Source organism: Flavobacterium hydrocarbonoxydans (assembly GCF_009789235.1).
Lineage (GTDB): Bacteria > Bacteroidota > Bacteroidia > Flavobacteriales > Flavobacteriaceae > Flavobacterium > Flavobacterium hydrocarbonoxydans.
The window spans coordinates 595,517-608,870 of the sequence record NZ_WSTB01000001.1; the positions used below are offsets into that span (position 1 = coordinate 595,517).

General features: G+C 33.8%; 11 protein-coding genes and 1 other RNA gene. 6 read left to right on the forward strand and 6 right to left on the reverse strand.

Annotated elements, in window-relative coordinates; genetic code table 11:
* Positions 1-47 precede the first annotated feature (47 nt).
* Both GON26_RS02510 and ffs read right to left on the reverse strand, forming a co-directional pair.
* Positions 48-851 carry an SDR family oxidoreductase gene (locus GON26_RS02510; RefSeq protein WP_160373134.1) on the reverse strand — a complete coding sequence of 268 codons (804 nt, stop codon included), beginning with the start codon at positions 849-851 and terminating at the stop codon, positions 48-50.
* Positions 852-1,035: 184 nt separating this feature from the next.
* Positions 1,036-1,133: signal recognition particle sRNA small type (gene ffs / locus GON26_RS02515), an RNA gene on the reverse strand.
* An 88-nt stretch (positions 1,134-1,221) separates the two neighbouring features.
* Here ffs and GON26_RS02520 point away from each other — a divergent pair.
* Both GON26_RS02520 and hutI read left to right on the forward strand, forming a co-directional pair.
* Positions 1,222-2,271 carry a glutaminyl-peptide cyclotransferase gene (locus tag GON26_RS02520; RefSeq protein WP_160373135.1) on the forward strand — a complete coding sequence of 350 codons (1,050 nt, stop codon included), beginning with the start codon at positions 1,222-1,224 and terminating at the stop codon, positions 2,269-2,271.
* 96 nt (positions 2,272-2,367) lie between these two features.
* Entirely contained in the window at positions 2,368-3,606 is a 1,239-nt protein-coding gene (gene hutI / locus GON26_RS02525) for an imidazolonepropionase (protein ID WP_160373136.1), read from the forward strand.
* A gap of 52 nt (positions 3,607-3,658) precedes the next feature.
* Here the strand turns inward: hutI and GON26_RS02530 are convergent, their stop codons facing one another.
* Positions 3,659-4,546: a hypothetical protein gene (locus tag GON26_RS02530; protein WP_160373137.1), complete on the reverse strand. Its 888-nt coding sequence runs from the start codon at positions 4,544-4,546 to the stop codon at positions 3,659-3,661.
* 97 nt (positions 4,547-4,643) lie between these two features.
* Here GON26_RS02530 and GON26_RS02535 point away from each other — a divergent pair, with 97 nt between their 5' ends.
* Both GON26_RS02535 and GON26_RS02540 read left to right on the forward strand, forming a co-directional pair.
* Positions 4,644-5,681: a formimidoylglutamase gene (locus tag GON26_RS02535; protein WP_160373138.1), complete on the forward strand. Its 1,038-nt coding sequence runs from the start codon at positions 4,644-4,646 to the stop codon at positions 5,679-5,681.
* A 133-nt stretch (positions 5,682-5,814) separates the two neighbouring features.
* Complete coding sequence (locus GON26_RS02540; RefSeq protein ID WP_160373139.1) at positions 5,815-7,068, forward strand: DEAD/DEAH box helicase; 1,254 nt, start codon at positions 5,815-5,817, stop codon at positions 7,066-7,068.
* Here GON26_RS02540 and GON26_RS02545 read toward each other — a convergent pair.
* Complete coding sequence (locus tag GON26_RS02545; RefSeq protein ID WP_160373140.1) at positions 7,065-9,251, reverse strand: response regulator; 2,187 nt, start codon at positions 9,249-9,251, stop codon at positions 7,065-7,067. The two genes, GON26_RS02540 and GON26_RS02545, sit on opposite strands and share 4 nt — an antisense overlap.
* Positions 9,252-9,625: 374 nt before the next feature.
* On the opposite strand from GON26_RS02545, the gene GON26_RS02550 reads away from it, so the two are divergent.
* On the forward strand, positions 9,626-9,763 hold the full coding sequence (locus GON26_RS02550) for a hypothetical protein (RefSeq protein WP_160373141.1): 138 nt from the start codon (positions 9,626-9,628) through the stop codon (positions 9,761-9,763).
* A gap of 107 nt (positions 9,764-9,870) precedes the next feature.
* Here GON26_RS02550 and GON26_RS02555 read toward each other — a convergent pair whose 3' ends face one another.
* Complete coding sequence (locus GON26_RS02555; RefSeq protein ID WP_160373142.1) at positions 9,871-11,151, reverse strand: dicarboxylate/amino acid:cation symporter; 1,281 nt, start codon at positions 11,149-11,151, stop codon at positions 9,871-9,873.
* 54 nt (positions 11,152-11,205) lie between these two features.
* Positions 11,206-12,264 (reverse strand): chorismate synthase, encoded by a 1,059-nt coding sequence (gene aroC / locus GON26_RS02560; protein ID WP_160373143.1) that lies wholly within the window; start codon positions 12,262-12,264, stop codon positions 11,206-11,208.
* A gap of 186 nt (positions 12,265-12,450) precedes the next feature.
* Here aroC and GON26_RS02565 point away from each other — a divergent pair, with 186 nt between their 5' ends.
* A complete protein-coding gene (locus GON26_RS02565; RefSeq protein ID WP_160373144.1) occupies positions 12,451-13,275 on the forward strand; it encodes a UDP-2,3-diacylglucosamine diphosphatase in 825 nt (274 codons plus the stop codon).
* The last annotated feature ends 79 nt before the right edge of the window (positions 13,276-13,354 follow it).

Genomic DNA, 13,354 nt, shown 5'->3' on the forward strand with positions numbered 1-13,354 from the left:
CAGTGATTTACGCTTGCTAAGATTTCTTCGGAATAACAAATTGGAATCTAAATTTTATAATGATTCATTAACATCTTTTCATACACTTTATCCGGAAGCGCACGTTTTAAAACAATCGAAAACTTCTGCATAAAAGCCCCAACTTTATAATGAACATTTGGTTTCTTTTGCTGCATGATTTTATACACTGCTTCCGCCATTTCATTAGGATTACTTCCTGCATCAACATGGTCGTTCATCGTTGCTAAAGTTTCTCCATACACTTTTTCGTAAGCCGAACCCTGAATAACAGGCGCATGAAAACGTCCCGAAGCAATATTGGTAGCAAAATCGCCTGGTGCTACATTGGTAATTTCAACACCAAATTGTTTTACTTCCATTCGCAAAGCCTCAGTAATCAATTCCAAGGCTCCTTTTGATGCCGAATAAACACTTCTGTAAGGCAATCCCATATAACCTGCAATCGAAGTAATATTGATAATCAAACCTGATTTTTGCTCACGCATTTGTGGCAAAACGGCTTTCATCACCTCAATCGGTCCAAAGAAATTGGTTTCAAAATTATTTTTGATTTCAACCATCGGAATTTCCTCCAAAGGTCCTGTAATTCCAACACCTGCATTATTAATAACGACATCTAATCGTCCAGAAATTTCAATAATTTTAGCTACCGCCAACCGAATCGATTCTGCATTTCGAACATCCAGAGCAATCAACGGAAAAATAGAATTTAGTACTTTTTCAGGATTTCTGCTTGTTCCGTAAACCACGAAACCTTTTTTATGCAAAAATTCTCCAATAGATTTTCCGATCCCTGAAGATCCTCCGGTAATTAAAACGACTTTATTCATTTTAGGTTAGATGTTATAAGTTAAATGTGAGATGTCATTTGAATTTTTATGAGAGATGTTTATCAAGTTTTGCCTTTTACATCTAACTAAAAACATTTAACTCCCAAAAGGGTAAAAATAAAAAAATCCTCCCGAAGGAAGACTACTTTTGTATTAATTCTGAAAAGAATTTCGATAAAATAAAAAATGGCAAGCGACCTACATCGCACCGCTCAACCACGTACCCTTGCTATGTTCCCATCCTGGGGGAGTCTGCAGGAGCTGGTCGTGTAGGACTTGCCGGTGCAAATATACAATCTTTTTATATTTGTGCAAGTGCTTTGTTGCTATAAAAATATCTCCGTATATTCGAACATTAAAATTTTAAACTATGAAAAATTATAACTTTCTAGCTGTCATTTTATTAGGAATAACAATAGCGAGCTGTGGAGATAAAAATAAAGCTGAAAATTCTATATTTACTATCAATGATTCGGCTTTTCCGGCTCATTTTTTGCCAAATCAAGCCGTTTCAATCGGAATTTTGAACCCAAAATCGAAAGAAATTGATAGCATCGCCTACTTTGTAAATGATAAAAGAGTAGGTGCTGTAAATGGAATCGCTCCAATTAAATTCGAATTAAAAGATCAAAAATTAGGATACCAATACTTAAAAGCGACCGCTTATTTTGGTTCAGATTCATCAGACGCAACTAAAAGAATCGAATTGGTTTCAAACGTTGAACCTAAATTATTAAAGTATAAAATTATAAATACCTTTCCACACGACACAAATTCTTTTAACGAAGGTTTGGAGTTTTATAAAGATACTTTATACGAAAGTACCGGACAAAACGGCACTTCTTACATTAGAAAATACGATTACAAAACGGGTAAAATTTTCAAACAAGTTGACTTAGACAAACAATATTTTGGAGAAGGAATTACTATTGTTGATGGAAAACTGTACCAACTGACCTGGCAGGAAAAAAAAGGTTTTATTTATGATGCTAAAACTTTAAAACTTAAAAAAACCTTTAAATACGATAAAGATATCGAGGGTTGGGGAATGACAAATGACGGAAAATTTATTTACCGCTCTGACGGAACAGAGAAAATCTGGAAAATGGATCCTACAACTCAAAAATTGGTTGACTACATCAATGTGTATTCCGGAACTTCAAAAATTAAAGCGATTAACGAGCTGGAATTAATCAACGGAAAATTCTATGTAAACGTTTGGCAAAAGGACGCAATTGCAGTGGTAAATCCATTCTCAGGAGCTGTTGAAGGAATTCTGGACATGTCCGGTTTACGTAAATTTCTGAATGTAAAACCAGAAGATGTTCTAAACGGAATCGCGTACAACCCTAAAACAAAAACAATTTTTGTAACAGGTAAAAACTGGAATAAAATGTTTGAAATCACAGTTTCGGAATAAAACATTAAATTCCAATCTCAAACACAAATTGCACAGATTTTCACGAATTCACTAGTGTTAATTTGTGCAATTTGTGTTTTATATAAATATCAAATCATGACTACATTAATTACAAACATAAAAGAATTGCTACAGGTTCGGGAAACTTCTATTGCTAAGGTTTCCGGAGCCGAAATGGCTATTCTTCCAACCATAAAAAATGCTTTTTTACTAATAAAAGACAATCTTATCGAAGATTTTGGTTCGATGGAAAATCTCCATGAAATAAAGGCCGATAAAGTAATTGATGCGACAGGAAAAATCATTTTGCCATCCTGGTGCGACAGCCACACGCATATTGTGTATGCAGGCAATCGCGAGCAGGAATTTGTAGATAGAATCAACGGATTTACGTATGAAGAAATCGCCAATCGCGGTGGCGGCATCTTAAATTCGGCTAAAAAACTGAACGAAACTTCGGAAGAAGAAATTTACGAGCAATCTAAAGTTCGCTTAGAAGAAGTAATGCGTTTAGGAACTGGAGCTGTCGAAATAAAATCAGGTTACGGATTAACCATCGAAGGCGAATTGAAAATGCTTCGCGTTATAAAAAAACTAGCAGAAAACTATCCGATTGCTATAAAAGCTACTTTTTTAGGGGCTCATGCTTTCCCGCTGCATTACAAGGAAAACAAAGCTGGTTATATTGAAGAAATTATCACTAAAATGCTGCCAGAAATCGTTCAAAACAAACTAGCGGATTATATAGATGTTTTTTGTGAAACTGGTTATTTTTCTGTCGAAGAAACAGAGCAAATTATGCAGGCTGGAATTGATTTCGGCTTAAAGCCAAAAATTCACGTGAATCAATTCAATTCTATTGGCGGAATTCAGTCTGGCGTTACATTTAAAGCGCTTTCTGTCGATCATCTCGAAATTATGAACCCAGAAGACATCGAAGCTTTAAAAGGCTCTGAAACGATGCCGGTAGCTTTACCTTCCTGTTCGTATTTTTTAAGCATTCCCTACACGCCAGCGCGCGACATGATAAAAGCAGGATTACCATTAGCATTAGCCACTGATTTTAACCCTGGCTCTACTCCATCAGGAAATATGAATTTTGTAGTAGCTACAGCCTGTATCAAAATGAAAATGACTCCCGAAGAAGCCATCAATGCCGCCACCATAAACGGTGCTTATGCTATGGGACTTTCTGAAACCCACGGAAGCATTACTAAAGGTAAAAAAGCCAATTTTATAATTACAAAACCTATTTCATCCTACTATCAGATTCCTTATGCTTTTGGCAGTAATCTGATTGAAAGTGTTTTTATAGAAGGTAAAATTTTAATATAAAAAAAAGAGGAATTTTTAAGTTCCTCTTTTTTTATGCTACTTTCTAAAAGTCTTATCTTAAAGAAAAACTTGTTTTAGAAACCAATTCTTCATTATCAAAAACATTGATAAAATAAGTTCCTTTAGCAAAATCTTTTCCAATTAAATCTTCAGAAACATTTACAGTTTTGTTTTCGTATTGTACTGTAGTTTTAAAACTATAAGTCAACGTGTTATCTCCAAAAGTCTCTGTTTTTTTGTCGCCTAATACGTTGTTTTTACTGTCGATAACCTGTACATAATAGGTTTTGTCTCCAGACTTAGCAATTTGGTTTTCAGCAATTGTAAAACTTACTTTCAAAACATCAGCACGGCTTGCTTTGTCTGTTTCTACTTGTTTTCCTGAACCTTTTACTTTGTAAGCAATAGTTTTTGTGTTTAAAACAGATAATTTAGCACCTTTTTCAACTGTTTTAGCCAACTCTTCGTTTTGACCTACTAATACTTCATTGTATTTTTTAGATTCTCCTAAAACTACAATAGTACTGTCTCTCTGAACTGTTAAAACACCATTTTGTTTTTTCAATTCGTCATTTTCAGCAACTAAAGTTTTCATTTTAGCCTGCATTCCCTGAACCTGAGATCTATATTTCGAAACATCTCCTTTAGACTTATTCAAATCATCCATCAATTTTACAACTCTGTCTCTTTCCTGAATTAATTCATCAGACATTGAAGTATTTTCTGCAATCGCTGCATCATAAGTTGACTTTAATTCCTGTAAATCTTTCATAACAGATTCTTTCTCTGTTAAAGTTGTGGTAAGCTCAGTTTTAACTACATCTGTATCAGACGAAAGTTTAAAAATATACACTAAACTACCAATAAGTAGGACTGCTAAAACGGCAATAATCGCCTTTAGACTTGAATTGTTTGAACTGTTGTTTGTTTGGTTTTCCATATTTAAATAATTTTCTTTAAAACAAATTTAAGAATTAATATAAGCTTATAACGTAAGTTACCACAATTATATTATTTTTGGAAAATAAATTTTTTTAATGGAAAAATTAATTCCTTTTACCGTAAATGATTTGGCCAAGGTTACCAATCATAGAAGTGGTGAACTTAAATTTGGAGAAAAAATGATTACTGTTCCCAAGGGAGCAGATCTCATTCAATTCCTGAAAAATTCAGAAGCTAAATATGTTCTTCTGGGAATTCCTGAGGATATTGGTATTCGGGCCAATTACGGAAGACCTGGTGCAGCTTCGGCTTGGGAAAGTGCCATTAAAAGTATTGCAAACATTCAGCACAATCGTTTTTGCAAAGGCAGCCAGATTATTGTTTTAGGACAGATTAATGTAAAAGACGAAATGCGCGATGTTGAAAACCTAGATTTTAATGACATTGATGACCGTTCGAAATTAAGTCAGCTGGTTGAAAAAATCGACAAAGAAGTTTCGCACATCCTTTTCAATATTATAAAAGCCGGAAAAACGCCTATTATCATTGGCGGAGGCCATAATAACGCATACGGAAATATAAAAGGTTCGGCTCTTGCCAAAGGAAAACCTATAAACGCTATTAATTTTGATGCCCATTCAGATTTCAGAATCCTGGAAGGCCGTCATAGCGGAAACGGTTTTTCCTATGCTTATGAAGAAGGTTTTTTAAAGAAATACTTCATTTTTGGATTACATGAAAACTATACGTCTAAAAGTGTACTGGATATCATCAAAAAAATAGAAGACCGCGTACGCTATAATACGTATGACAGTGTCAATATCCGCAAGGAAAAGGATTTTAACAAAGAAATGGTTTCGGCCTTAGAATTTATCAAATCTGATTCTTTTGGTATCGAAATTGATCTGGATGCCATTCCTAATATTGCCAGTAGTGCCATGACTATCAGTGGCTTTTCGGTTGAGCAATTACGTCAGTTTGTTTCGTTTTTTGGCCAAAACAGGAACGCCACGTATCTGCACATTTGCGAAGGAGCTCCAGATTTAGACGATTCTCCAAACAATCACTTAATTGGTAAATTAATTGGCTATTTGGTAACCGATTTCATCAAAGCCAATTTCGAAAAAGAGTAATTTCCCGATGGATTATATCCTGTAAATTAGCTCTTTTGCTAAATAAAATAATATTCACCTAACCGATTACCCGAATAAACCTATCTTTGCACAGCATTTTAGTACTTAAAACTAAAATATTAATACCTAAGATATGTTATTCGAAGATTTATCACTTTCAAAAAGTATACAAAAAGCCGTATTTGAAGAAGGCTACCTAAATCCCACTCCTATTCAGGAACAATCTATTCCTATCGTTTTGGCAGGAAGAGACTTAATTGGTTGTGCGCAAACAGGTACCGGAAAAACTGCTGCTTTTGCCATCCCAATCATACATCAGTTACACCGCATTGTAGGCTCATCAAAAAAAGCAAAAGTCATTAGAGCTTTGGTCGTTACGCCTACAAGAGAATTAGCGGTTCAAATTGGCCAAAGTTTCGAGACTTATGCTAAATATACCAACCTTACCCAATTAACTATTTTTGGTGGTGTATCTCAAAATCCGCAAGTAGATACCTTAAAAAACGGCGTTGACATCCTGGTAGCGACTCCTGGTCGTTTATTAGATTTACACAAACAAGGTTTTTTAGATCTGGATCATCTGCATACTTTGGTTTTAGATGAAGCGGATCAAATGCTGGACATGGGATTTGTAAATGATGTAAAAAAAATAGTAAAACTGACGCCTAAAAACAGACAAACTTTGTTTTTCTCGGCAACGATGCCAATTGCAATTCGCGAATTAGCCGAAATGTTTTTGACAGATCCTGAAACAGTAACCGTTTCACCCGTTTCTTCTACAGCCGAAAATGTGGAACAACGTGTTTATTTTGTTGAAAAAACTGAAAAACGCAATTTACTTTATCATTTAATAAAAAATGAAGATTTATCGAATGTATTGGTTTTCTCCAGAACCAAACATGGCGCAGATAATGTCGTAAAAGCACTTCGTAAAAAAGATATTCCGGCCGAAGCCATTCATGGAGATAAATCGCAAAATGCAAGACAGCGTGTTCTGGATGCTTTCAAGAATAAAGAAGTGGGCGTTTTGGTTGCAACCGATATTGCAGCCAGAGGAATTGACATTGACCAATTGCCTTTTGTAATCAATTTTGATTTACCAAATATTCCAGAAACCTACGTGCACCGAATTGGTAGAACGGGACGTGCAGGAAATGGCGGAATTGCAATTTCTTTTTGCAGTAAAGATGAACATGGGTACTGGAAAGATATTCAGAAATTGATAAAAGTTGATGTTAAAACCATCACGGATCATCCGTATCAATGGCATGCCGGAAGCCCGGAAGCAACAACGGCTGAAAAACCTAAAAATTCAAACCGAAGCGGTGGTGCTCACAAATCGAGAAAATCTAATGCTTCTAAACAAAATAAAAAACGCTGGTACTAACCAGCGTTTTTCGATTCTACTATTAAGCAATTAATAATTTTAAATAATTTTACAGGCTCAAATGGCTTAATAATAATATCATTTATTCCTGAAGAAATAGCCTCATCTGTAATCTCATCTTTATCAAAAGCAGTAAGTGCAACAATAGGCGTTGTAATTCCTTTTGAACGAATTTTTTTTGTGGTTTCAAATCCGTTAAGTAAAGGCATGTTGATATCCATTAAAATAATATCAAAACTTTCGTTGTCTAAAATCTCCAGGGCAGCATAACCATCATCAACGACTTCACAGATATAATTATTTTTTTCTATAATCTTTTTAGTTACAATCTGATTGATTCTGTTATCCTCAACGACCAAAATTTTAAAAATCTGATTGGAAGTCAAATCAACCTGAATTTCATTGATAAGACTTTTTGTTTTTTCAGGATCATATTCAAAAGCGATTGTAAATGTAAAAGAAGTTCCTTCGCCTAGATTACTTTTCAAGGTTATAGAACTGCCAAAGAGTCCTAATAATCTTTTTACAATAGTCAAACCCAATCCAGTACCCTGATAATCCTCTTCTTTGCGTCCAACCTGAACAAATTTTTCAAAAATTTTATTCTGATCATCAATTGCAATTCCAACTCCGTTATCTTTAATATTAAATTCAATGAAGTGATTTTTCCCTTCGACTTTCATTAAATTAGCAACTACTAATACTTCTCCGTTTTTAGTAAATTTTAATGCATTGCTAATCAGATTCATTAAAATTTGAGCCAGACGCAATTTATCTCCAATCAGATATTCCGGAATATCTGAGTCGATATTGACGGAAATTCTGTTGTTATTTTTCTGAGATAAAAACGAAAGTGAATTTTTTATCATATTAATCTCATCAGAAATATTAAATGTCAAGCTTTCTAGTACCACCTTATTTTCTTCAATTTTATTAATTTGCAAAATATCATTTACTAAAGATAATAAATAACGGGCAGAAAATTTTAAAGAACTCAAATGCTGACTTTGCGCCAACTCTTTATGTTCTTCTAATAACATATTCGTAATACCTACAACACCATACAGCGGTGTGCGTAATTCGTGGCTAATGGTAGAAATAAATTGTGTTTTAAGCACAGAGGCTTGTTCTGCGAGTTCTTTTGCCTTTAAAAGCTCTATATTGTTTTTTTTCTTGAAGCCAATATTTTTAATCAAAGTAATGATGAGCAACAATAAAATAAATGAAATAACAATAAACAATAAAACGATTATTCTTGATTTTTTCAGAATTTGATATTGCGAATTTTTTTCATTTTCAATTTTATCAATTTGCCTTTTATAATCCTCAAGCTCCAGATTGAAACCTACAATTGAAGCCTTCTTAATTTTATCTTCATTATACAATTCTTCCATAATTTTATTGTAGGAAGATAAATTTTCATAGGCTTCTTTGTGCTTTCCTATTTTATTCAGAAACTTTGAATATTCTATATGCGCATACGACAAATCTGATTTTTCATTTTCATCATTGGCATATTTAATTGCTTTTAAAAAATAATCATTTGCTTTCTCATTATTGCCTTTGTATCCATAGTACATTCCATTCAAAAAATTCAAAGCAACATCCGTTGACTTGTCTTTAAATCCGTTTTGATGTTTATTTATGTAACGCAAATAAGGAAGTCCTTCTTCAAAATTTCCAATTTCAAAATAAGACCAGGTAATATTAAGGTTTGTAATTAAAGCTTCCTCAGTAAAGGGTAAATTACTACTATATTTAAGAGACTCTTTGTAATAGCTAATTCCTTTTTGGTACAGTTTTTTTTCGAAAAAATACAGGTTGCCTAAATTATTCGCAACCATTATTTTCAAACCTATATTATTCGATTTTTCGCCATAAAATAATGCTTTATTGTAAAAGAAAATAGCTTTATCAAACTCACCTAAATCATTATAATTAATACCGATAACATTATAATTTCTGGAGATTAAAGTATCGTTTTTGATATCGAAGGCATAACGCAAAGCAAGTCTTGATTTTTCTAATGATTTCTCGTAATTATATTCATAAAGATACTGACAAGCTTCGCGTGTTAATTTGTCAATTTTTGCTGCGCTGATTGTATCTTCCTGAGCAATAGAATCAAAACAAAAAACATTCAGTACAATCAAAAAGCAAATAATTATTCGAAATTGAGGCATAATTGGGGTTCTTTATTCAAATATACATTATTATGTAGCAAAATAATAACTTGATTTTAATAATACCATTTTGACACAATCAGTTTACGGGGTAGAAATTATTTAAAATATAAAAAAGAATATTCACTCTAATTGAAAACCCAATTTAGACAAGTTATTTAGAAACAGAATCAAAAAAATAAATTTTGTCTAAAATAAATATAAAAAAAAATCATTCAGACAGGATTCAGCATAAATATTAAAAAATTGTTTTTTCTGATAAAATAATTACTTTTTTATGAGAATAACTGAAAATTAAATTTAACTTTAACAAAGATTTACAGACACAAGCCCCAAGTGTTTTATTTAGATTGGAGCATTAAACCTAAATTATTATGTTAGACAACTTTTTAAAATTCGCAGCAACAGAAAAATTGACAAAAGCACAACAAAAAACAATCAAAGGTGGTGATTCTCCAGAGGAAGAAGAAGGAAGAAAAGGAAAAGTAGCTGCTAAAGCTACAGATAATTAAAGTTACTATGTTGTAATTTCTACAACATAAAGCTTTCTTTAAAAAATAACAAAACCGTAATAAGTTCAACTCATTACGGTTTTTTTATTGATAAATATTAATCGTTTTTAAGATTCCTCCATAGTCTGAAGTTCATTATTATCTTCCCATTGCCCCACCACTGAGGTAGCTAAAGCATTCCCTAAAACATTGGTCGCACTACGGAACATATCGCAAAAATGGTCTATTGGCAAGATTAAAGCAATTCCTTCAACCGGAATATCAAACATACCACAAGTAGCAGCAACTACTACCAAACTTGCTCTGGGTACACCCGCAATACCTTTACTGGTTAACATCAAAACCAAAAGCATGACCATTTGCGTTCCTAAATCAAGATGAACTCCATACGCCTGTGCGATAAAAATACTCGCAAAAGTCATGTACATCATACTTCCGTCAAGGTTAAAAGAATAACCAAGCGGCAACATAAACGAAACGATTCTGTCTTTTACACCAAACTCTTCTAATTGCTCTGTAAGCTTAGGAAAAACCGCCTCGCTGCTTGTGGTTCCAAAAGCAATTACTAATGGCCCAACAATACGTTTCAGCAATTCGTTCATTCTTCCTTTAAGGAAAATATATCCAACCACTACCAAAATAACCCATAAAGAGCTAATTCCGATAAGGAAAGAACCAAAAAACTTGAAATAGGTAATCGCTAATTCCTGAAAATCTCTCACGGCAAAAACGCCAGCAATAGCTCCAAATACCCCGATTGGAGCAAAGTTCATCACATAATTTACCATTTTAAGAACAATATGAGACGATTTATCAAGTGCATTGATAACGGGTTTTACCGTATCTCCTAAAGAAGCCGCTGCTAACCCAAAAAAGATGGAGAAAATAACAATTTGTAAAATTTCATTGGTTGCCATTGCTTCGAATAAACTTTTAGGAACAATATGTTCTACAAAGTTTTCGAATGAAATAGATTGTGTTTTAGCCGTTACTTCTGAAGCCGTAGCCAAATCGACATGACCTAATTTTAAACCCACTCCCGGCTCTAAAATATTTACATAAAATAAACCAATTAATAATGAAATAAAAGAAGCTGTAAAAAACCATCCCAGCGCTTTACCACCAATTCTTCCTACTGCTTTTATATCGCCCAGTTTTGCAATTCCAACTACCAGAGTTGTAAAAACTAAAGGCGAAATAATCATTTGTACCAATCTGATAAAGATGGTGGCCAGCATTTTGATTTTGGCACTAAAAGATTGCGCTGCCTCAGGCGAAATCGAGTTGTGTAAAATGATGCCTAAAATAGCACCCAGAATCATGGCAATTAAAATCTGCCCTGTTAATCCTGAAAAAAATGATTTTTTTTTGGTTTCTGTAACTTGCATTAACTTAGTTTTTGTTTAGTATTAAAATTAAGACCCTCACTGCCTTAACCTCGTTTAGTAGGTTTTGTTGATTAAATAAAAATCAGCCAAAACTATCGCTGCCATTGCTTCTACAATGGGTACAGCGCGAGGAACAACACATGGATCATGACGCCCTTTTCCTGTCATTGGCGTAATGTTTCCTTTATTATCTAATGAATCCTGCGTTTGCATAATAGTTGCAACTGGCTTGAAGGCTACTCTAAAATAAATATCCATTCCGTTGCTGATTCCTCCCTGAATTCCTCCGGAAAGATTGGTTTTTGTAGTTCCATCCGGATTGTACAAATCGTTGTGCTGGCTACCTTTCATTTCAGAACCTGAAAATCCGCTTCCGTATTCAAAACCTTTTACGGCATTTATAGAAAGCATTGCTTTTCCTAATTCGGCGTGTAATTTATCAAAAACAGGTTCTCCTAAACCTACAGGAACATTCTGAATTACGCATGAAACCACACCTCCAACAGTATCGCCCTGTTTGCGGATATCACGAATATATTCTTCCATAACCGCTGCCGATTTTTCATCCGGACAACGAACAGGATTACTTTCTATTTTAGAAAAATCCAATTCCTGATAAGGTGTATCCAAATGAATTGGTCCTACAGAAGAAACGTAAGCATTAATTTTTATTTCGGGCAACATTTGCTTTGCAATAGCTCCTGCCACTACTCTGCTTGCTGTTTCGCGCGCAGAACTTCTTCCGCCACCGCGATAATCTCTAAAACCATATTTTTGATCATACACATAATCCGCATGACTTGGTCTGTAATTGTCTTTTATATGCGAGTAATCATCCGATTTTTGGTTGGTATTCGGAATAATAAACCCAATTGGTGTTCCAGTAGTTTTTCCTTCAAAAATTCCTGATAAAAACTGAACTGCGTCCGGTTCTTTTCGTTGGGTAACAATTGCAGATTGTCCTGGTTTTCTGCGTGACATTTCAAACTCAATTGCTTCCAAATCAAGTTGTATTCCTGATGGACAGCCATCTATAATTCCGCCTAAAGCTTCACCGTGAGACTCTCCAAATGTGGTTATTTTATATAGTGTTCCGTAGCTATTTCCTGCCATTTTAATAGTTTTGAACAAATATATGTTTTATGACTTAAACTAAAAAATTAAAAGTTGTGATAATGACTTAAACCTCAATTTGAATTCCGTTACATTTTATTAAAACAGAAACACATTTCATAACTATTTGGTAAAACCGGAATCAATTGATTATCGTTAATTTGGTAAACTTCAAATTACGAAAAATTGAAAAAAAGAAATGTCGAACTGGTCATTATTTCGGATGTCCATTTAGGAACATACGGCAGTCACGCCAAAGAACTAAACAACTATCTTTCAAGCATTAAAGCAAAAACTTTAGTTTTAAACGGAGACATTATCGATGCCTGGCAATTTAGAAAATCATACTTTCCAAAATCGCATTTAAAAGTTATTCAGCGCATTATCGGAATGGCTTCTAAAGGAACAAAAGTCTATTATATTACCGGAAATCACGACGAAATTCTTCGAAAATTCAGCGATATGAATATGGGAAATTTTGCTTTGGTTGATAAATTAGTTTTAGAATTAGACGATAAAAAAGCCTGGATTTTTCACGGAGATGTTTTTGATGCTTCCGTACAACACTCCAAATGGATTGCAAAACTGGGCGGCTTAGGATACGATTATTTAATTTTGACAAACCGTTTCGCAAATTGGTGTTTATCAAAATTAGGGAGAGAACCTTACTCTTTTTCTAAAAAAATAAAAGCCAGCGTAAAAAAAGCGGTTAAATTTATTTCGGATTTTGAAACTACTGCTACCGATTTGGCAATCGAGAAAAATTATGATTATGTTATTTGTGGGCATATTCACGAACCAAAAATCATTCAAAAAGAAAACAAACACGGCTCTACTTTATATCTAAATTCCGGAGACTGGATCGAAAACCTGACGGCTTTAGAATACCATAAAAAGCGTTGGAAACTCGCATCCTACTCGGATATGAACTTCACTGAAGAAGAAAATCTTTTTGAAATGGAAGATATTTTAACTTCGCAATTAATCACCTCAATTCTAAAGGAAAAGTAATCTTTTAATACTGAACCACTTACTTGTTTATTATCTCATAATCACCGGAATTTGGGATTCTATTAACAATAAGTGTGAA